The sequence below is a fragment of the Mycobacterium sp. 4858 genome (assembly GCF_900240975.1).
GTDB lineage: Bacteria > Actinomycetota > Actinomycetes > Mycobacteriales > Mycobacteriaceae > Mycobacterium.
Genome location: NZ_LT968775.1, coordinates 1,373,325 through 1,394,417, shown reverse-complemented (window position 1 = coordinate 1,394,417; position 21,093 = coordinate 1,373,325). Strand labels below are relative to the sequence as shown.

17 protein-coding genes and 1 pseudogene are annotated in these 21,093 nt (G+C 68.1%); 13 read left to right on the top strand and 5 right to left on the bottom strand.

The genetic code is table 11. The annotated features are described in order from the left end of the window. Positions 1–162 precede the first annotated feature (162 nt). Genes C1737_RS06545 through C1737_RS06530 form a run of 4 tightly spaced genes read left to right on the top strand, consistent with a single transcriptional unit; the run spans position 163 to position 4,664 of the window. Positions 163–1,770, top strand: coding sequence for a class I adenylate-forming enzyme family protein (locus tag C1737_RS06545; RefSeq protein ID WP_068095179.1), 1,608 nt, complete (start codon positions 163–165; stop codon positions 1,768–1,770). Continuing rightward, on the top strand, positions 1,757–2,530 hold the full coding sequence (locus C1737_RS06540; protein ID WP_068095177.1) for a class II aldolase/adducin family protein: 774 nt from the start codon (positions 1,757–1,759) through the stop codon (positions 2,528–2,530). The genes C1737_RS06545 and C1737_RS06540 overlap by 14 nt, the downstream gene beginning before the upstream one ends. Before the next feature lie 41 nt (positions 2,531–2,571). Beyond that, positions 2,572–3,840, top strand: coding sequence for an amidohydrolase family protein (locus C1737_RS06535; protein WP_068095173.1), 1,269 nt, complete (start codon positions 2,572–2,574; stop codon positions 3,838–3,840). A gap of 5 nt (positions 3,841–3,845) precedes the next feature. Beyond that, positions 3,846–4,664 (top strand): class I SAM-dependent methyltransferase, encoded by an 819-nt coding sequence (locus C1737_RS06530; RefSeq protein WP_068095171.1) that lies wholly within the window; start codon positions 3,846–3,848, stop codon positions 4,662–4,664. Between the two features lie 4 nt (positions 4,665–4,668). Here the strand turns inward: C1737_RS06530 and C1737_RS06525 are convergent, their stop codons facing one another. Then, the gene (locus C1737_RS06525) at positions 4,669–5,688 is read right to left on the bottom strand and encodes a nitronate monooxygenase family protein (RefSeq protein WP_068095169.1); all 1,020 of its coding nucleotides are present in this window, start codon (positions 5,686–5,688) and stop codon (positions 4,669–4,671) included. A 111-nt stretch (positions 5,689–5,799) separates the two neighbouring features. Here C1737_RS06525 and C1737_RS06520 point away from each other — a divergent pair, with 111 nt between their 5' ends. Both C1737_RS06520 and C1737_RS06515 read left to right on the top strand, forming a co-directional pair. Continuing rightward, positions 5,800–7,401 carry an arylsulfatase gene (locus C1737_RS06520; RefSeq protein WP_068095223.1) on the top strand — a complete coding sequence of 534 codons (1,602 nt, stop codon included), beginning with the start codon at positions 5,800–5,802 and terminating at the stop codon, positions 7,399–7,401. 13 nt (positions 7,402–7,414) lie between these two features. Beyond that, entirely contained in the window at positions 7,415–8,698 is a 1,284-nt protein-coding gene (locus C1737_RS06515) for an FAD-dependent oxidoreductase (protein WP_082972879.1), read from the top strand. Between the two features lie 469 nt (positions 8,699–9,167). On the opposite strand, the gene C1737_RS06505 is transcribed toward C1737_RS06515, so the two are convergent. Then, on the bottom strand, positions 9,168–9,752 hold the full coding sequence (locus C1737_RS06505) for a preprotein translocase subunit SecD (RefSeq protein ID WP_369804392.1): 585 nt from the start codon (positions 9,750–9,752) through the stop codon (positions 9,168–9,170). A gap of 175 nt (positions 9,753–9,927) precedes the next feature. Here C1737_RS06505 and C1737_RS06495 point away from each other — a divergent pair, with 175 nt between their 5' ends. From C1737_RS06495 to C1737_RS06465, 7 genes are all read left to right on the top strand, one after another. Then, on the top strand, positions 9,928–10,608 hold the full coding sequence (locus tag C1737_RS06495) for a TetR/AcrR family transcriptional regulator (protein ID WP_068095165.1): 681 nt from the start codon (positions 9,928–9,930) through the stop codon (positions 10,606–10,608). A 205-nt stretch (positions 10,609–10,813) separates the two neighbouring features. Further along, positions 10,814–12,019 (top strand): cytochrome P450, encoded by a 1,206-nt coding sequence (locus C1737_RS06490; protein WP_068095163.1) that lies wholly within the window; start codon positions 10,814–10,816, stop codon positions 12,017–12,019. Further along, positions 12,016–12,852 carry a mycofactocin-coupled SDR family oxidoreductase gene (locus C1737_RS06485; RefSeq protein WP_068095160.1) on the top strand — a complete coding sequence of 279 codons (837 nt, stop codon included), beginning with the start codon at positions 12,016–12,018 and terminating at the stop codon, positions 12,850–12,852. The genes C1737_RS06490 and C1737_RS06485 overlap by 4 nt, the downstream gene beginning before the upstream one ends. A gap of 30 nt (positions 12,853–12,882) precedes the next feature. Further along, positions 12,883–13,851 (top strand): enoyl-CoA hydratase/isomerase family protein, encoded by a 969-nt coding sequence (locus C1737_RS06480; RefSeq protein WP_102417807.1) that lies wholly within the window; start codon positions 12,883–12,885, stop codon positions 13,849–13,851. A gap of 18 nt (positions 13,852–13,869) precedes the next feature. Then, positions 13,870–16,203: a CaiB/BaiF CoA-transferase family protein gene (locus C1737_RS06475; protein WP_068095158.1), complete on the top strand. Its 2,334-nt coding sequence runs from the start codon at positions 13,870–13,872 to the stop codon at positions 16,201–16,203. Beyond that, on the top strand, positions 16,200–16,964 hold the full coding sequence (locus C1737_RS06470) for an SDR family NAD(P)-dependent oxidoreductase (protein WP_068095155.1): 765 nt from the start codon (positions 16,200–16,202) through the stop codon (positions 16,962–16,964). Before C1737_RS06475 ends, C1737_RS06470 begins: the two co-directional genes overlap by 4 nt. A 4-nt stretch (positions 16,965–16,968) precedes the next feature. Further along, a complete protein-coding gene (locus tag C1737_RS06465) occupies positions 16,969–18,246 on the top strand; it encodes a hypothetical protein (RefSeq protein ID WP_068095152.1) in 1,278 nt (425 codons plus the stop codon). Position 18,247: 1 nt separating this feature from the next. Here C1737_RS06465 and C1737_RS06460 read toward each other — a convergent pair. The 3 genes and pseudogenes from C1737_RS06460 to C1737_RS06450 all read right to left on the bottom strand — a co-directional run. Then, positions 18,248–18,646: pseudogene (locus tag C1737_RS06460) on the bottom strand (DUF222 domain-containing protein); the annotation flags it as partial. A gap of 83 nt (positions 18,647–18,729) precedes the next feature. Beyond that, positions 18,730–19,830, bottom strand: a complete 1,101-nt coding sequence (locus tag C1737_RS06455) for an IS110 family transposase (protein ID WP_068097618.1) — start codon at positions 19,828–19,830, stop codon at positions 18,730–18,732. Between the two features lie 55 nt (positions 19,831–19,885). Beyond that, complete coding sequence (locus C1737_RS06450; protein ID WP_102417534.1) at positions 19,886–21,034, bottom strand: 13E12 repeat family protein; 1,149 nt, start codon at positions 21,032–21,034, stop codon at positions 19,886–19,888. Positions 21,035–21,093 lie beyond the last annotated feature (59 nt).

Here is a 21,093-nt window from a genome sequence, read left to right as displayed (position 1 = left end):
ATCGGCCTCAACTGCGGTTGCACGCGCAACTGCCATAAGCCGCGCCCCCGTCCTCCGGGCCCCGTTAGCGACCCGCAACACGACGCGGCCGCGCCGGCCCCGGAGAACCCCTAGGGGGCCGTTACCCGACGAGGCCGCCGGCCGCTTTCCTATCATCGGCTGATGGAGATCGAGTCCTCGCCGGCGTTCAGTGCCGAGGACTCGGCCCGGTTTCGGGCTGCCGGATGGTGGTCTGACACGACATTGTCGGACACGGTGCGTTCCAACGCCGAACGGTTCCCGGATCGCCCCGCCTACGTCGACCACCCCGGGGCATCGTTGACGTGGCGCGAATTCGACAGCATTGCGACCGATTTGGCCGAAAGCCTGGCCGGCGCGGGCGCGGCTCCCGGCGACCGGGTCGCGGTGTGGCACGGCGACTCCGCTGCCCTGCACGTGCTGTTCGTGGCGATCGAGCGCTGCGGGGCCGTCGTCGTCGGCATCGGCGCGCGCGCCGGAGCCCGTGAGGTCGCGGCGATACTGCGCAGCGCCCAGCCGCACATCCTGATCAGCGACCCGCAGCGCGGCGATACCGCGGCGGCCGTCGCCGGCGAGCTTGCGCTCCCCACGCTGATGTTGAGCACGGACGCCGGCGCGCCACGACTCGACGTGCGGGTGGCGCCCAAGGCGCTTGGCGCCGAATCCCGGCTCGGGCCCGACGATGTCTTCCTCATCAACTCCACCTCGGGGACCACCGGCCAGCCCAAGTGCGTGGTGCACACCCAGAACCGTTGGTATTACTTCCACCAGAAGGCCGTCGCCAACGGGCTGCTGACGCCGGAAGACGTTTTCCTGCCGGTCATCCCGATGCCGTTCGGCTTCGGGTTGTGGACCAGCCACACCACGCCTATCTATCTGGGCGCCACCGCGGTCATTCTGGGACGGTTCAGCACGGGGGCGGCCTGCGAGGCGATATCCCGGCACCGGGCCACCGTATTGTGCTGTGTCAGTACGCAGTTGACCATGCTGATGGCGGATCCCGCGACCCGCGACCATGACCTGAGCTCGCTGCGCGTCGTGTTCACCGGCGGCGAGGCGCTGCCGTACCGGCCGGCCGCCGAGTTCGAGGAGCTCACCGGCGCCAAGATCCTGCAGTTCTACGGCTCGAACGAAACCGGGATGCTGAGCGCCACCAGCCTCGACGACACGCGAGAACGCCGACTGCGCACCGGCGGCCGGATCGTGCCCGAAATGGCGGTCCGGCTCTTCGACGGGGACAGGGACGTGACCGCGACGGGCAAAGGTCAGCCGGCCTGCCGCGGCCCGGCGACCAGCCTCGGCTATCTCGGCGGGACCGATCACGACAAGTTGTTCACCCGAGACGGCTGGATGCGCATGGGGGACCTCTGCGAAATCGACGCGGATGGGTATCTGACCGTCACCGGGCGAACCTCCGACTTCATCCTGCGCGGGGGGAAGAACATCAGCGCAACGCAGGTCGAGGACGCCGTCACCACCCACCCCGCCATCGCGGTGGCGGCGGCGGTCGCGATGCCCGATCCGGTGTTCGGCGAAAGGGTCTGCCTCTACGCCGAACTCGTCGATTCGGCGACGATCGACCTGCCCGAGCTGGTCGAACACCTGCTGGCGCTGGGAGTGTCCAAGGAGCTGTTGCCCGAGCGGCTCATCGTGGTCGACGACCTCCCGCGCTCGTCGGGCGGGAAGGTTGCCAAAGGCCGGCTCCGCGAGGATATTCGAGCCAGAACGGAGGCCGATCATGAATGCTCCTAACGCGCGCCGGGGCGGCCTGGAGGTCTGGGCACCGTCGGTGGTTCCCCCGATCGGGGTCGACCTGTCCGACGAGCAGGCGCTCGCGGTGGCCTTCCGCCACCTGGCCGCCATCGGGTTCGCCGAGAACATGGCCGGACACATCACCTGGCAACCCGACGGCCAGACGGACATGTTGGTCAATCCGTGGGGGCTGTGGTGGCAGGAGATCACGGCGTCCGACATCTGTGTGGTCGACGCCGACGCCCGGGTGCTGCGCGGCCGCTGGGACGTCACCCCGGCGATCCACATCCACACCGAGCTGCACCGCGTCCGCGACGACGCCCGGGTGGTCATCCACAACCACCCCTACTACGTCTGCGTACTCGCCGCGCTGGGCCGGCTGCCCGAATTGGTGCACCAGACCGGTTCGCTCTTTCTCGACGACCTGTGCCTGGTGGACACCTACGACGGCGAGGTCGACAGCCCGGCGCGCGCCGCCGACCTGGCCGCCCGCATCGGCGCCGCCAACCTGACCATCCTGGCCAACCACGGCGTCATCGCGACCGGGCGCACCCTGCCCGAGGCCGTCTACCGCGCCGCGTCCATCGAACGGGTCTGCAAGCTGGCCTACGACGTGCTGCTCACCGGCATCCAGCCGGTGGCCATGGACTGGTCGGACATGGTGGGCATGCAGCGGTCGCTCGTCGAACGGGCCGCCGACGTGTACTGGGCGGGCGCCGCCAGGATGACCATCAAGGCCGATCCCGACGTGCTCACGTGAAGCGCACACTCAACGACGCTGTCGGGCAAGGAGATTGACGAGTGAAATCGATCGACGAGCTGGCCGCCGACCTCAGCTTCACCACCGCCAAGACCGGTGAGCAGCGTTCGGTCACCTTCCTGCCGGACCCGCCCCGGGCGCCGCGGCGCTACACGGTGATCTCGGTTGACGATCACATCGTCGAACCGCCGGACACCTTCACCGGACGGTTGCCGCGCAAATTCGCCGACCGTGCACCCAAAGTGGTGGAAACCGACATCGGGGGACAGACCTGGGTCTACGACGGCCGGGAACTGCCCAACGTCGGGTTCAACGCGGTCGTGGGCCGGCCGGTGGCCGAATACGGCTTCGAACCGGTGCGGTTCGACGAAATGCGCCGGGGCGCCTGGGATATTCACGAGCGCGTCAAGGACATGGACCTCAACGGCATCTACGCCTCGCTCAACTTCCCGTCCTTTCTCCCCGGATTCGCCGGCCAGCGGCTGCAGCAGGTCACCGGCGACCGCGAGCTGGCGCTGGCGTCGGTGCGCGCGTGGAACGACTGGCACCTGGAGGTGTGGGCGGGCTCGTATCCCGAACGCATCATTCCGTGCCAGCTGCCCTGGCTGCTGGACCCCGAGCTCGGCGCCAAGATGATCTACGAGAACGCCGAGCGTGGGTTCCACGCGGTGACGTTCAGCGAGAACCCGGCGATGCTGGGCCTGCCGAGCATTCACTCCGGGCACTGGGACCCGATGATGGCGGCGTGCGCCGAGACGGACACGGTGGTGAACCTGCACATCGGCTCGTCGGGGTCGTCGCCGTCCACCACCGCCGACGCGCCGCCGGACGTGCAGGGCGTGTTGTTCTTCGCCTACGCGATCTCCGCGGCCGTCGACTGGTTGTATTCCGGCCTGCCCAGCCGGTTCCCCAACCTGAAGATCTGCCTGTCGGAGGGCGGAATCGGTTGGGTCGCCGGGCTGCTGGATCGGCTCGACCACATGCTCAGCTATCACGCGATGTACGGCACCTGGCAGGCCCTGGGCGAAAGCCTCACTCCGGCGGAGGTTTTCACGCGGAACTTCTGGTTCTGCGCCGTGGAGGACAAATCGTCGTTCGTCCAGCGCGACCGGATCGGTGTCGACAACATCATGCTGGAAGCCGACTACCCGCACTGCGACTCCACGTGGCCGCACACCCAGCAGACCATCCACGAACAAGTCGGCGACCTGCCCCCGGACGTGATTCGCAAGTTCACCTGGGAGAACGCGTCCCGCCTGTACCGGCATCCCGTGCCGGTGGCAGTGCAGCGCGATCCCGACGCGTTCTGACCGACATGGCCACCGCCAGAGTCGACTTCAGCTCCGTGTCCTGGGGCTCGGTGGAGTGGACGAACCTCGTCACGCTCTACCTGCGCGCGTGCGAAAGCCGTTCCCGCCGGCCCATTCTGAATGACAAGACCGCCGCGGAAGCGGTGGACCGCATCGACTACGACTTCAAGCGAATCCACCGCAGCTCGCTGCCGGCGTCCAACCAGTACCTGGTCGCCCTGCGGGCCAAGACGCTCGACGACTGGTGCGCGGCGTTCCTGCGGCGTCACCCCGACGCGGTGGTGCTGCATCTGGGGTGCGGCCTCGACGGCCGGGCGTTCCGGCTGCCGGTGCCGTCGTCGGTTTCGTGGTTCGACGTCGATCAGCCCGCCGTGATCGAGCTGAGGCGGCGGCTCTACGACGACACGGAGCGCTACCGGATGATCGGCTCGTCGGTGACCGATCCGCGGTGGCTGGATCAGGTCCCGGCCGGGCGCCCCACGCTGGTGGTCGCCGAGGGCCTGCTGATGTATTTGACCGAGCAGCAGGTGCGGCAGCTGCTACAGCGGTTGACCGACCGATTCGACTGTGGGGAAATGCATTTCGACACGCTGTCGGCGCTGGCGCCGCTGCTGTCGAAGCTGTTCACCAGGGGGATCATCAAGTGGGGTATCCGCGACGCGCGGGAGCTGCAGGCGTGGAACCCCAGGCTGCGGTTGCTCGAACAGACGTCGACCCTGGCGGGCTACCAGCGGATCGACTCGACGGCGGTGCGGACCATCTACCGGGTGATGTGGTTTGCGGGCGCCCGCAACTACGACGTGCTGAACCGCTTCGAGTTCTAAGCCATCACAGGTCGGAAGCCAGCCGCCGCAGGATGTCGGCCGCCGGTTCGGCGGTGGCGTTGCGGTACCCGGTGCCCGCCCAGAGGTGGACGAAGTCGGGTTTGCCCGCCGCGGCCGCGGCCTTGCGCAGCGGGCTGGTGAGGTGGTGGAGGGCGGGATAGCCCAGCGGCGCCTGGGCCTCGTGGGCGTCGATGAACGCATTGCGCAGCCCGCGGGCGGGGCGGCCGGTGAAGGCGTGCGTGAGCACCGTCTCGGTGTACCTGGGATCGGTCAGGGCCGCCCGGTGGGTGGCCGAGGCGCCGCTTTCGTCGGCGCGCAACAGAACCGTCCCGACGGCGGCCGCCGCCGCCCCGGCGCGGATCACCTCGGCCACGGCGGCGGGGGTGGCGAGCCCGCCGGCCGCCATCACCGGCAGCGGCACCGCCGCGACGACCCGTGCGACGAGCTCGGCGATCGGTACCGGCGTCAACGGCTTCCGGGGCGAGAGCGTGCCGGAGTGACCACCTGCGGCGACGGCCTGCACGGCGAGCATGTCGACCCCGGCGTCACGCGCCTGCACCGCCTCCTCGGGCGTGGTCACCGTCTGGACCACCACGCTCTGGGCTTTCTGCAGCGCGGAGATCACACCGCGCGGCGGGATGCCGAACGTGAACGACACCATCGGAACCGGGTCGTCGAGCAACAGCGCGATCTTCTCGTCGAATTTGTCGGTGTCCTCGACGGGTTCCGGGGGCAGCGTCAAGCCGAACTGGTCGGCGTCGCGCTGAACGATCGCGGCATACGCCCGGTAACTCCCGGTATCGACTGGTAGGGGATTGGGTGCAAACAGATTGATGCCGAACGGGATGCCTTCGGCCCGAACCTCTTTCAGTTCCGCTTCGACGGCCTCCACGGTCTTGTAACCCGCGGCCAGCAGGCCGAGGGCGCCGGCGCGGTTCGCGGCCGACACCATCGCGGGCGTGGTCGGGCCGCCCGACATCGGGGCGGCGACCAGCGGAATGGACATCCCGAACTGTGTCAGCATCTTCAAGGGCCCTTCCCGTCTCGCGGGCGCGCATGGCGCCGCTCTGACAATAACGACGTGCCGTCGCGGCGGCATTCCGCACCGCGGCCGGACCTGGCAGGATGCTTCAGCGTGAAGAGGCCCAACTTCCTCGTGATCGTTGCGGACGACCTCGGGTTTTCCGATATCGGCGCCTTCGGCGGAGAAATCGAGACACCCAACCTGGATCGGCTCGCCCACGCCGGCCTCCGGTTCACCGACTTCCATTCCGCGCCGGCCTGCTCGCCCACCCGGGCGATGCTGCTGACCGGAACGGACCACCACGTTGCGGGGATCGGCACGATGCTGGAGGTCGCGGGCCCCGGCTTCCGCGGCGCCCCGGGGTACGAGGGCTACCTCAACGACAGGGTGGTGGCCTTGCCTGAACTGCTGCGCGACGCCGGATACCTGACGTTGATGTCCGGCAAGTGGCATCTGGGCGCCACCATCGAGACATCGCCCTGGGCACGCGGATTCGAACGGTCGTTCGCGCTGCTGCCGGCCGGGGCCAGCCACTTCGGCGGCGGCGGGGCCCGGAGTTTCTCGCCGGTGCCTACGCTTTACACCGAGGACGACCGGTTCGTCACCGTCGGGGACGACTTCTATTCGTCGGACTCCTACACCGACAAGCTGTTGCAGTACCTGGGGGAACGCGCACCAGGCGACGACCGGCCGTTCTTCGCGTACCTGCCCTTCCAGGCGCCCCACTGGCCGCTGCAGGCCCCGGACGAATCGATCGCGAAGTACCGCGGCCGCTACGACGCCGGCCCCGACGCGCTGCGCGAGGAACGCCTGGCGGCCCTCAAGGGGCTGGGCCTGTGCCCTCCGGACGTCGAGCCGCACCCGGTCGTCGCCGACGGCGCCCCGGAGTGGGCCGACATGACCGACGAACAGCGTGCGGTGTCGGCCCGCAGCATGGAGGTCTACGCCGCCATGGTCGACCGGATGGACTGGAATATCGGCCGGGTGATCGACTTCCTCTCGGAGACCGGCGAACTCGACGACACGGTCGTGATCTTCCTGTCCGACAACGGTGCCGAGGGCGCAATCGTCGAAGCGATGCCGCTGGTCGGTCCCCGCATCGCCGAGCAGATCGAAAAGCATTGCGACAACAGCGTCGACAACCTCGGCCGGCCCTCCTCGTTCATCTGGTACGGGCCGCGGTGGGCGCAAGCCGCCACGGCGCCGTCGCGGCTGCACAAGGCGTTCACCACCGAGGGCGGGATCCGGGTGGTCGGTTTCATCACCTGGCCCGGATTCGACCGGCAAGCACAGATCGGCACCGCGTTCAGCACCGTGATGGACATCGCGCCGACGGTGCTCGAACTGGCGGGCGCCACGCATCCCGGGGCGGCGTATCGCGGGCGCGAAGTGGCACCGATGCGCGGCCGCTCTTTGGTGGGATACCTGTCGGGCGGCGCGGAAACGGTGCACGGCGCCGATACCGGCACGGGCTGGGAGTTGTTCGGACGCCGCGCCATTCGGCAGGGGGACTGGAAGGCGCTGCACCTGCCGGCACCGTACGGCCCGGGCAGTTGGCAGCTCTACGATCTGGCCTCGGATCCCGGAGAAATCCACGACCTGGCGGACTCCCACCCCGACAAGCTGGCCGACCTGCTGGCGTTGTGGGATCGCTACGTCGAGGAAAACGGCGTGATCCTCGACCCCGTCTCGGTGTTCGACCTCGAGCTGTGACGGGTGAGTTCTGATGGCTGAGACGACAGCTGAGACGACAGCTGAGACGACAGTTGAGACGACAGCTGAGACGACGACGTGCGCGATCGTCGGTGGCGGCCCGGCCGGCATGGTGCTGGGGCTGTTACTGGCCCGGGCGGGTGTCCAGGTGACCCTGATGGAGAAGCACGGCGACTTCCTGCGGGACTTCCGCGGCGACACCGTCCACCCGACCACCATGCGACTGCTCGACGAGCTGGGGCTGTGGGAACCCTTCGCGGCGTTGCCTTTCACCGAGGTCCGCACCGCGAAGCTCGAATCCGACGGGCGGTCGGTGACCTACGTCGACTTCGAGCGGTTGCGCCAGCCGCATCCCTTCGTCGCGATGGTGCCGCAGTGGGACCTGCTCAACCTGCTGGCCGATGCGGCACAGGCGGAGCCGAGCTTCTCGCTGCGGATGAACACCGAAGTCACCGGGCTCCTGTGGGACGACGGCAGGGTTGCCGGAGTGCGCTACCGCGGTCCCGACGGTCCGGGCGAACTGCGGGCGGAGTTGACCGTGGCCTGCGACGGCCGCTGGTCGGTCGCGCGCCGGGCGGCGGGGCTTGAGGCGCGCGAATACCCGGTGAAGTTCGACGTGTGGTGGTTTCGGTTGCCGCACAAGGAAGACACCGAATATTCGTTCCTGCCACGGTTGGGCCCGGGCAAGGGGCTCGCCGTGATCCCGCGCGAGGGCTATTTCCAGATCGCGTATCTCGGGCCGAAGGGCACCGACGCCCAGCTGCGGGCGCGCGGCATCGAGGCGTTCCGGCGCGACGTCCAAGAGCTGCTTCCCGATATGCCCGAATCGGTGGCGGCGCTGCAATCCATGGACGACGTCAAACACCTGGACGTGCACGTGAATCGGCTCCGTCGCTGGCACACTCGGGGGCTGCTGTGCATCGGCGATGCGGCGCACGCGATGTCGCCGCTGGGCGGCGTCGGCATCAACCTCGCCGTCCAGGATGCCGTCGCCGCCGCGACGGTGCTGGCTGAACCGCTGCGGCGGCACCGGGTCGGCCGGCGCGAACTCGCCGCGGTGCACCGCAGGCGCGTGTTCCCCACGGTGGTGACGCAACTGGTCCAGCAGGTGCTGCACCGGATGTTGCTCGGGCCGTTGCTGCGCGGTGCGGATCCCACGCCGCCGGCGGCGCTGCTCGGCCTGATGCAGCGGCTGCCGTGGCTGTCGGCCGTACCGGCCTACTTCGTCGGCGTCGGCGTGCGGCCCGAGCATGCCCCCGCGTTCGCGCGCCGCCCCGCCGCCGACCGCGATGGCTGAGTCGGCTCCCCGAGAGGTTTGCTACTTAGCGACCTGGGGTAACCCTCTCGTGACAATTTGAGGTCGGGAAATCGGTCCTATCCGCGCAGCGCGGACGCCGCCTCTGGCGAGCCCTGGACCGAGAGGGGGCCAGAAATGGTGAATCTCAAGAAAATCGCAGGTCAAGCCGCCGTCGCCGGCGCGTTGAGCGCGGCGGCACTCGGTCTCGGTACCGGCGTGGCGCAGGCCCACCCGGGACCGTGGCCTCCGCCGGTCCCACCGGGTCCGCACGTGGTCGACGATGGTCACTGGAATCCGCTGCCGCCTGGGCAGGTCAAGCAGATTTGTCCCTGGCAGGCCCCGCCCGGCCATTGGATCGGCGGCCCGCACGGGGTTCCCTGCACCTGATCCCGGGGTAGCCGGCCTCGGGGCTGATCTCCGCAAGAATTCCCCTGGCGGAGACCCGAATACGCGGACGCCGGGCGCCGTGTCAGGTGGGCCGACCGGCCAGCTGGGCCAGTTGTGCGGCCCCCTCGGCCGTTTGGGTGGTCAGCGCGATGCGTCCGGAAGTGACCTGTTCTTCGATGATCGGCGCCTCGATGACGAGATTGTCGCGGACGAAGGCCACGTGGTCCTGCAGGTGGGCGCCGGTGTATGACGCCCATGCGGCCGCCGACGAGGGATCCAGGCTCAGGGTCACGTCGTAAAAACCCGCGGTCAGCGACCTCGGCGGGTCGACGTGCAGCAGCCCGAGTTGCATGGTCTCCGGGCCGAGCATGTACAACGTTGTTCGCCCGATGTCGCACGTGGTGAGCGGATCGGTCGGCGCCACGCCGTGATTCGGGTCGGCGGCCGGGCACTTCTGCGGGCTGGTCGGCTGCGACTTGTTGACCGGGCGAACCGGCAGCGGCGCGATTTTCACGATGGGTGCGGCCGGCGTGACCGGCGCGGTTGTCGTGGGTGCCGGGGTAGTGGTCGACGTGGTGGGCGCCGCCTGGTGCCGCGTCGCGTGGCAGGCGCACGTCAGCGCGCCGAGCAAGCCACTGCACGCCAGCCAGGCGGCCGTGACGCGCAATCGGCCACGCGTGGGCCGGTGCGTCACCGCGTCCACCGGGTCACCGGTCCGGCGTCGAATCATCCGGCCATTCTTCCAGCCGGAACCGCACCGCAAATGAGCCCGGCACAAAAGGGGGCGGCACGCTTTACCGGCACTACGAATATAGAGTAGCGTCTCGAGCGGAGAGGACGCCATGGAGCAACGTCGCAAGCCTAATCCCGGTGCGCGCCGCCGCGACCTTTGCGATGCGGCGATTCAGTTGTTGGCCGACGACGGGGCCAAGGGGCTGAGCCATCTCAAGGTGGACCGCAAGGCCGAGGTGCCCGACGGGACGACGTCGTTCTATTTCCGCACCCGCTCGGCGTTGCTGCGCGCCGTGGCCGAACGCCTCGCCGAGCTGGACCTCGCCGACCTGCAGTCCGTCGCCGACGACTCCGACGGCCGGGGAGGCAACCCGTCGCCCTCGCGGCTGTCGCAGGTGGTCATCCGATCCGGCGACGAGCCGCAATTGTCCAGGACCAGGGCCCGCTACGAGCTGACCATGCAGGCCGCCCGCGACCCGTCGCTGGCCGCCATCCTGCAGCGCGCCACCGACGAGTTCACCAAGCTGCATCGCGAGATCCTGGTTCAGCTCATGCCGCACGGCGCGGACCTGGATCCCGCGGTGGTCGAGGATCTGAGCAACGTGACGCTGACGTTCATCAACGGCCTGCTGCTGCGGTTCGCACACGGCGACCGGATCGTCGACACCCCCGAGCGGCTCGACGGGATCCTTTCGGCCATCGCGGCCGGCATTCTGCGCAGCCCCCACCGGGGCCGGCTGACCGAGTCCGCAGGACGGCGCCCGGTGCGGCGCGCCACGGCGACTGGGTGAGCACGGCATGGGGTCTTGCCAGACCATTCCCCGTATGGTTCTCTACGAGAATAGAGTTAAGCCACGCTGAGGGGCGGATTTCGACCCAGCCCATGCGCAAGTCGCAGCAAATGCAATTAAGCGGAGTGTATAAATTGCCCGATCCGGATCCGGCGCTGCCAGGTGGCGGGGATGCCCGGTAAAAGGCTCCCGTAGGAGGGATTTCGTGACGACGAGCACCGAGAGCCATGTGCGATTCGACCCGTACGACGTCGAGCTGATCGCCGACCCGTATCCGATGTTCGCGCGGCTGCGCGAAGAGGCGCCGCTTTACTACAACGCCGAATACGACTTTTTCGCGGTGAGCCGATATGCCGACGTGAACAAAGCGCTGGTCGACCACGCGACTTTCAGTTCCGCCCGGGGCGCCATTTTGGAATTGATCAAGGCGAACCTCGAGATTCCCTCGGGGATGCTCATCTTCGAAGACCCGCCGATTCACGACGTGCACCGCAAGCTGTTGTCGCGGATGTTCACCCCACGACGGATCGCGGCGCTCGAGCCGATGATCCGCGACTACTGCGCCCAACTGCTGGACCCGCTGATCGGCTCGGGGCACTTCGACTTCGTCGCCGACCTCGGCGCACAGATGCCGATGAAGGTCATCAGCTCGCTGCTCGGCATCCCGGAGGACGACCAGGTGTACATCCGGGACCGCGGCAACGCGCAGCTGCGCACCGAGGCGGGCAAGCCGATGGCCGCGGCCGAGCACGGGCTGTCGGTGGGCGAGCAGTTCGAGGCCTACATCGACTGGCGCGCCGACCATCCGTCGGATGACATCATGACCGAGCTGCTCAACGTCGAATTCGTCGACGAGGCCGGCACCACGCGGCGGCTCACCCGCGACGAGATCCTGGTCTACCTCAACGTCGTGGCCGGCGCGGGCAACGAGACCACGACCAGGCTGATCGGTTGGGCCGGAAAGGTTCTCGCCGAGCACCCCGACCAGCGTCGCGACCTTGCCGCGCATCCCGAGCTGATCCCGCAGGCGATCGAGGAGTTGCTGCGCTACGAGCCGCCCGCCCCCCACGTTTCGCGGTATGTGACCCGCGACGTCGAGCTCTATGGCCGGACGGTGCCCGAGGGCAGTGTCCTGATGATGCTCATCGGTGCGGCCTGCCGCGACGAACGCCAATTCGGGCCCGACGCCGGCGAATTCAACATCCACCGGACCGTCCGCCCCCACCTCACCTTCAGTGTGGGCACCCACTTCTGCCTGGGATCGGCGCTCGCGCGCCTGGAGGGCCGGGTCGCGTTGGAGGAGATCTTGAAGCGATTCCCGGAGTGGGAGATCGACCTGGCCAATGCCACGCTGAGCCCGACGTCGACGGTGCGCGGCTGGGAGTGCATGCCTGCCCTGGTGCCCAGATGACCGGCCGCGTCGAGGGCAAGGTCGCGTTCGTCAGCGGCGCCGCCCGGGGCCAGGGCCGCAGCCATGCGGTGCGCCTGGCGCAGGAGGGCGCCGACATCATCGCGATCGACGTCTGCGGGCCGATCGAAAACCTGGCCTATCCCCACTCGACGCCGCAAGACCTGGCCGAGACGGCCGACTTGGTGAAAGCCCAGGACCGTCGCGTCGTCACCGCGCAGGTGGACGTCCGCGACTACGAGGGGCTCAAATCCGCGGTGGACGGGGGTGTGGAACAGCTCGGGCGGCTCGACATCATCGTCGCGAACGCGGGCGTGGGCACCGACGGCAGGAAGCTGCACAAGATTCGGGAGAACGTCTGGCAGGACATGATCGACATCAACCTGACCGGCGTCTGGCACACGGTCAAAGCCGGCGTCCCGCACGTACTCGCGGGCGGCCGGGGCGGATCGATCGTGCTGACCAGCTCGGTCGGCGGGCTCAAGGCCTATCCGAACACCGGCCACTACGTCGCGGCCAAACACGGCGTCATCGGCCTGATGCGTGCCTTCGCCGTGGAGCTGGGCCCGCACATGATCCGCGTCAACGCGGTGCTACCCAGCCAGGTCAGCACCACAATGGTGATGAACGACAATACGTTTCGACTGTTCCGCCCCGACCTGGAAAACCCGGGACCGGACGCCTTCGCCCCCATTTCCCAGATGATGCACACCCTGCCCGTGCCGTGGATGGAACCCGCTGACATCAGCAACGCGGTCCTGTTCCTCGCCTCTGACGAATCGCGTTATGTCACCGGCGTTTCGCTTCCCGTCGACGCGGGCAGCTTGCTCAAATAGGCGCACGTTCAAGAGAAGGTGGAGAAGACCATGCCCGAGTACGACTACGAAGAAATGAAGAAGGAAGCCGAGCGGTTCATCAAGTTCGAGAAGGACAAGAAGAACCGGATCGCCTACATCACCTTCAACCGACCCGAGGAGTTGAATTCCACCACCCTGGGCATGCGGCAGAACTACGCCGACCTGATCCACAAGTGCAACGTCGACGACGACGTCAAGGTCGTCGTGATCCGCGGCGAGGGTGAGGATTTCGGGAGCGGTGGCGATCTGCCCGAACAGCGGGGAATGCTGGAGAACCCCGGGATGCCGCTGCTGCACGAGCTGGCGATCAACGACGACGACGTCAAGTACCCGCCCGGCGGGTCCTACCGCTACCTGTCGACGGTCACCGACTTCTACGCCAAGGCCCGCGCCGGAAACCGCCCGCTTCAGGAGCTGCGCAAGATCAGCATCATCGAGGCCAAGGGCTATTGCTACGGCTGGCATTTCTACCAGGCCGGCGACGCGGACCTGGTGGTGTCCTCCGACGACGCCCTGTTCGGGCACCCGGCCTTCCGCTACGTGGGCTGGGGCCCGCGGCTGTGGTGGTGGGCCGAGACGATGGGCCTGCGCAAGTTCTCCGAAATGCTGTTCACCGGGCGCCCGTTCACCGCCAAAGAGATGTACGAATGCGGCTTCATCAACAGCGTGGTGCCCCGGGAGAAGCTGGAAGAAGAGACGCTGAAGTACGCGATGGCGTGTTCGCGCTCCCGGCCGACCGACACGGTCGCGGTGCAGAAGACCTTCCTGGAGCTCTACAAACAGCACAAAGGCGAATACTTCGGCAGCCTGCTCACCGGCATGGTCGAGGGCATGCTCCCGATGATCACCAACGACGCAGAAGAGGTCGACCTGACCGCGGGCACCTTCGAGAAGGGCCTGAACAATGTGGTCAAGGACAACGACCTGAACTTCCCGCCGGAGTGGCGGCTGAGCCGCTCCGGGCGCGCGAAGCCCTGACCCATTGGACGGGCTGGCATGTCGGCGCTGACGGGGTTCCGGGTCGTTGAGCTGGCCGGCTCCGTCGCGGGAGAGTACTGCGGAAAGCTGTTGGCGGACTTCGGCGCCGAGGTCACCAAGGTCGAGGCGCCGGGGTGCGGCAGCCCGACGCGGGCGATGGCACCCATCGTGGCCGACGGGTGTGACGGGAGCGGGCTGTTCGCGTACCTCAACACCAACAAACAGTCGGTCGTGCTGGATCTGGGTTCCGACGGCGACGTCGAGACCGTCCACCGGCTCATCGACAGCGCCGACGCGGTCATCAGCGACGGGGCCACCGACTGGTCGCAGCGCCATCCGGCCGTGGTGTTCTGCTCGATCACACCGTTCGGGCGCGACGCCCCCCGCGAGTTCGCCAATGCGAAGAGCATCAACGTTTTCCACGCCAGCGGCTGGGGCTACCACACACCCAGCCATGCCGACCCCGCCAGGCCGCCGCTGCAGGGGCCCGGCCGGTTCCTGGCCGACTACGAAGCGGGGCTGGAGGCCGCGCTCTGCGTGACGGCAGCACTGTTCGGGCGCCTGCACAGCGGTCACGGCGACTCCATCGACATCTCCGCGCACGGCGTGCTGGTTTCCCGCGCCGACTGCATCCTCGGCCGGTTCATCACGGGCGAGGTCATGGCCGAAGGCCACCGCGGCGATTACGACCAGGCCGGTCCGGCAGCGTTTTTCGCGTGCGCCGACGGGTTCGTGTACCTCTACATGACCAGCCGCGCCCACTGGCGGGGCCTCAAAGAGCTGATGGGTCAACCGGACTGGCTGGATGCGTTCGACGACGACTGGCTGGAGTTCTCCGTCACCGCGGAAAGGGTTGCCGCATTCCGGCGGGGCTTCGCGGCGTGGGTCCGCGACCGTGCCAAGGAGGCGACGTCCGAGGACGCTCAGCGCCTGGGCGTGCCGCTGGTTCCGGTGAACGGCGCCGCCGACCTGCACGAGTCGCCGCAATACCGCCACCGCGGCTTCTTCCAGCACGTCCGGCACCCGCTGCTCGGCGACGCCGCGTATCCCACGGTGCCGTACGCGTTCAGCGCTTCCCCGGCCCGGATCACCTCCGCCGCACCCATGCTCGGCCAGCACACCGGGCGGGTTCTGGAAGGCATCGGCTCGCCCCGCCCGCGGCCGCAGGTCGTTTCCGCGCAACTCAAGCCGCCCAGGGAATCGCGCGGTGGGCCGCTGGAAGGGGTCCGGGTCGTCGAGCTCACCAAGGTGTGGGCCGGCCCCTACGCGGGCAAGCTGCTGGCGATGCTGGGCGCCGAGGTCATCAAGATCGAGACGGCGGGCAGCCCGGAGGAGATGCGGGCCTACGGCGGCACCGACATCGACCACGCGCCCTACTTCCTGAGCATCAACCCCGAAATCCTCAGTGTGGATCTCGATATCAAGTCCACTGAGGGCATGGCGCGGTTGCGTGACCTCATCGCCCACAGCGACATCGTGATCAACAACCTGCGCCCAGGCGCGATGGAACGGCAGGGCCTGGGCTATGAACACCTGAGGAAGATCAAGGCGGACATCATCTCGGTGTCGATCAAGATGTGGGGCAACGACGGACCGCTGGGCCATCAAACCGGTTACGCGCCAAGCTTCGCCGCGCTGGCCGGGCTCGCGTCACTGGTCGGCTACCGGGGTGGGCCACCCTTGGGGACGAGCATGCGCTACGGCGATTCGACCGTCGGCGCGGCCGCCGCCTACGCCGCCGTGGTGGCGTTGCTGCATCGCGAACTCACCGGAGCCGGTCAGTTCGTCGACCTGTCGGCGGTGGAAACCCTGTCGACGATGATTGGCGACAGCCTGCTCCAGGAAGCGTTGACCGGGCGTCGCCTCGAGCCCAACGGTAACGACCACCCCGACCTGTGCCCGCATGGCTGCTATCCGTGCGCGGACGGCGCCTGGGTCGCGGTGGCCGTCGAGTGCGACGCGCAGTGGCGGGCCATGTGCGACGTGCTCGGTGCGGGACCGTTGGCCCGGGAGCCGCGCTGCGCCACCATGGCCGAGCGGCGGCGCCACGCCGCAACGCTCGCCGCCGACCTGGCGCAACTCACGGCACGCCACGATGCCGAGCACCTCGCGCATCGCCTGCGCGCGGCCGGGGTCCCGGCGGTCAAGAGCGCCACGGCCCTCGACGTGATCGGCGACCAACGACTCTGGGACCGCGAACTGTTCCGATTCGTCAGCGACCACCGTGAGGGCCAGCGGCCCATCGTCGGCCCGTCCTGGCGGATGGCGCGCGGTCAGGCGCGCATCGCCCGTGGCGCCCCGGATCTGGGCGAGGACTCCGAGTACGTCGTCCACGGGATACTGGGCGCATGACGGGGACGCTTGCACACACCGCGGCGCTGGTCACCGGCGCCAGCAGCGGTATCGGGGCCGCGACGGCCAAAGCACTGGCCGCCGAAGGCGCGGCGGTGGCCCTGCTCGCGCGCCGCGCCGAGCGGCTCGCCGATCTGAAAGCCGAGATCGAGTCCGCCGGTGGCACGGCGCTGGCCGTGCCGGCCGACGTCACCGACGCCGAGCAGGTGTCGGAGGCTGTGCGGCGCGCCGTCGCGGAGTTCGGCCGGCTCGACACCGTGGTGAACAACGCGGGACTCATGCAATCCGGACCAGCGGTTGAGGCCTCGCTGCGGGATTGGGACGCGATGGTGACGGTCAACGTGCAGGGCGTGCTGTATGTCACCCGTGCGGCGCTGCCGCACCTGATCGACGCCGCCGCCGACTCGCCGCGTGGCGTCGCCGATCTGGTCACCATCAGTTCCACCGCCGGGTGGGTGGCCCGGCCCAACACGGCCGTCTACTCGCTGACCAAATTCGGGGTCAACGCGTTCAGCGAGGGCGTTCGCCAGGAGGTGCTCGGGAAGCGGGTCCGCGTCGGCGTGGTGGGCCCCGGAACCGTCGACACCGAGATCTTCAGCCACCTCGCCGAGTCGTCGCGGGAAGCGGTCGAGCGCCAGACCGCCGGCATGGTCAAGCTGCGCCCGGAAGACATCGCCGACGCGGTGCTGTTCATGGTGACCCGCGACCGTCGGGTGGCCGTCAACCACATGCTGGTGCGCGCGGCCGAACAAACCTGGTAATCAATTGAGTTCGCATTGGGCCGTCGGCGACCGTTATGGGCTGGCGTTCCCCGCCGACGCGGCGGCGCTGCACAGCGGCGGTGCGCGCTTTCTCACCGAGGCCTTACTCGCATCCGGAGCATTGCGGGACAACAGCGTTACTCGGGTGACCGGGTTCCGTGAGGTCGCCGGCGGCAGCACCGGGCGCAAGGTCGCTCTCACAGTCGAATACGCCGGACCCGCACCCGGTCTGCCCACGGACTTGTTCGTCAAGTTCTCGCGCGACTTTGACGACCCGGCGCGGGACCGCGGAAAGGCGCAGATGGAGCCGGAGGTGCGGTTCGCGGCGCTGTCCCGCGCGCAGGGGTTTCCCATCGCGGTACCGAAGCCGCAATTCGCCGACTACCACGGCGAGACCGGCACCGGGATCCTGATCACCGAACGGATCCGTTTCGGCCAGAACGGAATCGAACCGCAGTATCACAAGTGCCTCGACTACGAGATGCAGCAGCCCGTGGAGCATTACCGCGCGCTGCTCACCGCGCTGGCCCGGCTTGCCGGCACCCACCGGTCCGGGAGGTTGCCGGAGTTGACCGCGGCGTTCCCGTTGGACGTGGCGGCCGCGACGGTGGGGGAGCGTGCGCCGCTGTCGACGGACAAGCTGGTTCGCCGAGTGGACCAACTGGCCGCGTTCACCCAGGCTCATGACGGATTGCTGCCAGGCGGTTCGCCGGCGTTGATGGCCCGCCTGCGTGCAGAAGTGCCGCGGCTCGCGCACCACGAGCACGCGATCACCGGCCTCCTGGCCGAAGACTCCGACTATGTCGCGCTGTGCCATTGGAACGCCAACATCGACAACGCGTGGTTCTGGCGCGACACCGGCGGCGCTCTGTGCTGCGGCCTGATGGACTGGGGGTGCGTCGGCCAGATGAACCTGGGCATGGCGATCTGGGGCGCCATGTCGGGCGCCGAGACCGATTTGTGGGACGCCCATCTCGATGAATTGCTGCAGCTGTTTGCGACCGAGTTCCATCGTTACGGCGGGCCGAAACTCGATCCGGTTCGGTTGCGCCGGGACACCTTGCTTTACGCGGCGGCAATGGGGGTCACCTGGCTCCTGGGCGTGCCCGCGATGATCCGCAAGCGGTTCGAGGCCATCCCAGACAGCCGCACGCACCCGCTCATTCGCGACGACGAGAGCGTGCGAGCGCCGCTGCAGATGCTGTCGAATCTGCTGTTCCTGTGGGACCGGCATGGTGTTGGCGAGCTGCTGGACGCCGCTTTGACGGAGTGGCCCCGCTGAGCTAAGCCGCGTCGTCGTCGTCGTCGTCATCGTCATCGTCGCGCAGCAGCTTCTCCGGATGGTGAAAAGTGTTGGTGCGTGGCCGGTCCCTGTCCAGGCGGGGCGGCGGTACCCATTCGGTGTCGCCCCTGGCGTTCTTGCGGGTTGTCCAACCGCCGGGTTTGAGCATGCGGTGGTGAGCGCCGCAGGCGAAGGTGAGGCCGTCAATGTCGGTGCGGCGGCACTTGACCCAGTCGGTGACGTGATGGACCTCGGAGAGATAGCCAGGCACGGTGCAGCCGGGTGCCGAGCAACCACGGTCCTTGGCATACAACATGATCCGCTGGCCGCGCGAGGCGAGCCGCTTGGTGTGGTACAGCGCCAACGCTTTGCCCTCGTCGAAGACGGCCAAGTAGTGACGCCTCTCTGTGTCAAGGGTGTTGGTTGTAGCGTGTGATTGCGGGCCCGGGAAGTGACTTGTCTGAAGTGTCGGTGTACGGGGTATTAGCCGATCGCGCGAGACAACAGAGTCGCCCCCGAGTGTCCTCCCGGGTCCGCCTCGTCTGGGTGGGCATCGCGGGTTAGTTGTCGGTAGACGGCGTCGGAGAGGCGTCGTTTGAGGCAGCGCATGGCCTCGCGTTTGCTCTTCCCTTCGGATCGTTTGCGCTGGTAGTAGGTCCGGCCGGGGGTGTCGGAGCGGATCTGGGTGAGCGCCATGACGTGCAGACAGGCGTTGAGCTGGCGGTCACCTGCGCGGGAGAGCCGGTGGCGGACGACGTCGCCGGAGGACACCTCGATGGGGGCGGTGCCGGTGTAGGTGGCGAAGGCGGCTGCTGAGCGGAATCGGTGGACGTGTCCGACGCGGCTGATGATCTTGGCGGCCGAGACTGTTCCGATGCCGTGCAGCTCGGTGAGGGTGGTGCCCGAGGTGGTGACCGCGGACTGGATGTCGCCAGCGGCCTTGGCAATGCGGCGGTCGAGGTGACGGACTTCGGCCACCATGTCGACGGCCAAGGCGCGCAATGCCTTAGCGGCGGCATCTCGGGGACGGATCGCGCCTAGCAGCGTAGCGGCACGTTCGGCGGTCAAAGTGCCCGATGCTCCGCCGGGGCTCAGCTTGGTGAGCAGGACGTGCAGCCGGTTGATGGTTTGAGTGCGGGTCTTCACCAGATCCTCGCGGTGTTCGACTATTGCTCGTAGCGCGGTCGCGGCGTCATCGACGGTGACCGTCGTGAGGTGGGCGGCGTTGAGAGCGGCGATCCCGACCGACACGGCGTCGGCGTCGTCGTTCTTACGACCGTGCCCGGTGGACAGAAGCCGTACGCGGGCAGCGAGTTTGGCGGGAACGTCCATGACGTCCACTCCATCGTGGACCAGCTGGGCGGTCAACGGAGCGCCCATTCCGTGCGCCCCCTCGATGGCCCACATGCTGGCGTGCCAGGCGCGCGCGAAGCGGCGCAGTGACCGGTAGCCGTCCCGGCTGACCGATACCCGCAAGGTGGCCAAGGGCTGCAGAGACTCGCCGACTGCGACGGCGGTCCACGACGCTTTGTGGGGGTCGATGGCGATCACCACCCGTCGGTCGATGGTTAATACCGCTGACATGTCTCACTCCTCACTTCGATATGTTGAAAGCGAGGAGGGCACATCAACTTTCGGCTTAGCAGGCCTCTCTCAAGCCACTCCTCGTTTGCGGCGATGACCGGACGCAGGTCACTACTAAGTCAACCCCTACCGGTGACAGGTGCGCGTCGAGCGGAGCCGGCCACCGCCTAGAGAAGCATGGCTGCAGGCCACGCTCTCTTGCTCCCAATTCAACAAGTTGGTGCGCGTGGCGGGCCAGCCGGATGACATCGCTCATCGGCAGGGTGGTGCCGCCGCCGGTCAGGCCGCGCCCGGCGGCCGACTCGAGCTCTTGCAGCGTCGTGGTGACGACGATGGAGGCCGGCAACCCGTTGTGCTGACCCAGCTTTCCCGAGGCCAGCAACGCACGTGACGCCGCCAGCAGCGCGTCATGGTTGCGTTGGGCGGCACTACGGGCGTCGCGGTCGATCGCCTCTTGCGTCGGTGTCCCGTCGACGCAGGGCGTGTCATCCAGCGGGCTACACATGCCGGGTGCCGCGAGTTTGGCCAGCACCGCTTCCAGGGTGGCGCGCAGCTCGGGGGACAGCATGCCGCGCAGCTCGGACATACCGTCGGGGCCCTGCTTGCCCAGCGCGAGACCGCGCCGCCGGGCGCGGTCTTCGTCGGTGTAGGTGCCGTCGGGGTTCAGGCAGTCGGCGATATGGTCGGCCAGCTCGGCCAGCTGTTCGGGGCGATACTGCGTGCCGTGCGTGGCCAGGTCTGCCTCGATGGCCTGGCGGGTGGCGAAGTCCACCCATCCCGGCAGATGATGGAAAAACCTGCGGATCACGGCCACTTGCCCGGCGCCCAGCTTTCCTTCGCGTTGGGCGGCAGCCGTCGCCGGCAACAGCGGCTCCAGAGGCTCGCCGGTCAGGCCGGAACGCGGCCCGAGGTCGGTCGCCTCCTTGATGCGCCTCGACGCTTCGGCGCGGCTGATCAACACCGATTCGGCGATCGCATGGGACAGCTTTCCGCCGAGTTCTTCGGGAGTGGCCCGGCGTGCCAGGCTATTGATCAGCGGGTGCTCGATGGCCGGTAGTTGTCGGCGTGCCCCTTCACTGCGTTCCAGCATTGCCAGCTGCTGCGAGACGGTCATCGCGTCCACGGGCAACGCGCGGGCGCGAGCCAAGGCTGCATCAAGGTCGTCGAACACCGCGTCGACATCTGGATGACTGCTTGGACTCATATCGCCAAACTAGCCACCCCTACCGACAAAAATGGCCTCGCAGAGGCCACTGAAGCCAA

Bases quoted from the DNA above. Each gene is read 5' to 3' on its own strand.
- C1737_RS06475 (WP_068095158.1), top strand. From the start codon at position 13,870: ATGTCGGCGCTGACGGGGTTCCGGGTCGTTGAGCTGGCCGGCTCCGTC.
- C1737_RS06470 (WP_068095155.1), top strand. From the start codon at position 16,200: ATGACGGGGACGCTTGCACACACCGCGGCGCTGGTCACCGGCGCCAGC.
- C1737_RS06495 (WP_068095165.1), top strand. From the start codon at position 9,928: ATGGAGCAACGTCGCAAGCCTAATCCCGGTGCGCGCCGCCGCGACCTT.
- C1737_RS06455 (WP_068097618.1), bottom strand. From the start codon at position 19,830: ATGTCAGCGGTATTAACCATCGACCGACGGGTGGTGATCGCCATCGAC.
- C1737_RS06485 (WP_068095160.1), top strand. From the start codon at position 12,016: ATGACCGGCCGCGTCGAGGGCAAGGTCGCGTTCGTCAGCGGCGCCGCC.
- C1737_RS06545 (WP_068095179.1), top strand. From the start codon at position 163: ATGGAGATCGAGTCCTCGCCGGCGTTCAGTGCCGAGGACTCGGCCCGG.
- C1737_RS06480 (WP_102417807.1), top strand. From the start codon at position 12,883: ATGCCCGAGTACGACTACGAAGAAATGAAGAAGGAAGCCGAGCGGTTC.
- C1737_RS06525 (WP_068095169.1), bottom strand. From the start codon at position 5,688: ATGCTGACACAGTTCGGGATGTCCATTCCGCTGGTCGCCGCCCCGATG.
- C1737_RS06515 (WP_082972879.1), top strand. From the start codon at position 7,415: ATGGCTGAGACGACAGCTGAGACGACAGCTGAGACGACAGTTGAGACG.
- C1737_RS06450 (WP_102417534.1), bottom strand. From the start codon at position 21,034: ATGAGTCCAAGCAGTCATCCAGATGTCGACGCGGTGTTCGACGACCTT.
- C1737_RS06540 (WP_068095177.1), top strand. From the start codon at position 1,757: ATGAATGCTCCTAACGCGCGCCGGGGCGGCCTGGAGGTCTGGGCACCG.
- C1737_RS06530 (WP_068095171.1), top strand. From the start codon at position 3,846: ATGGCCACCGCCAGAGTCGACTTCAGCTCCGTGTCCTGGGGCTCGGTG.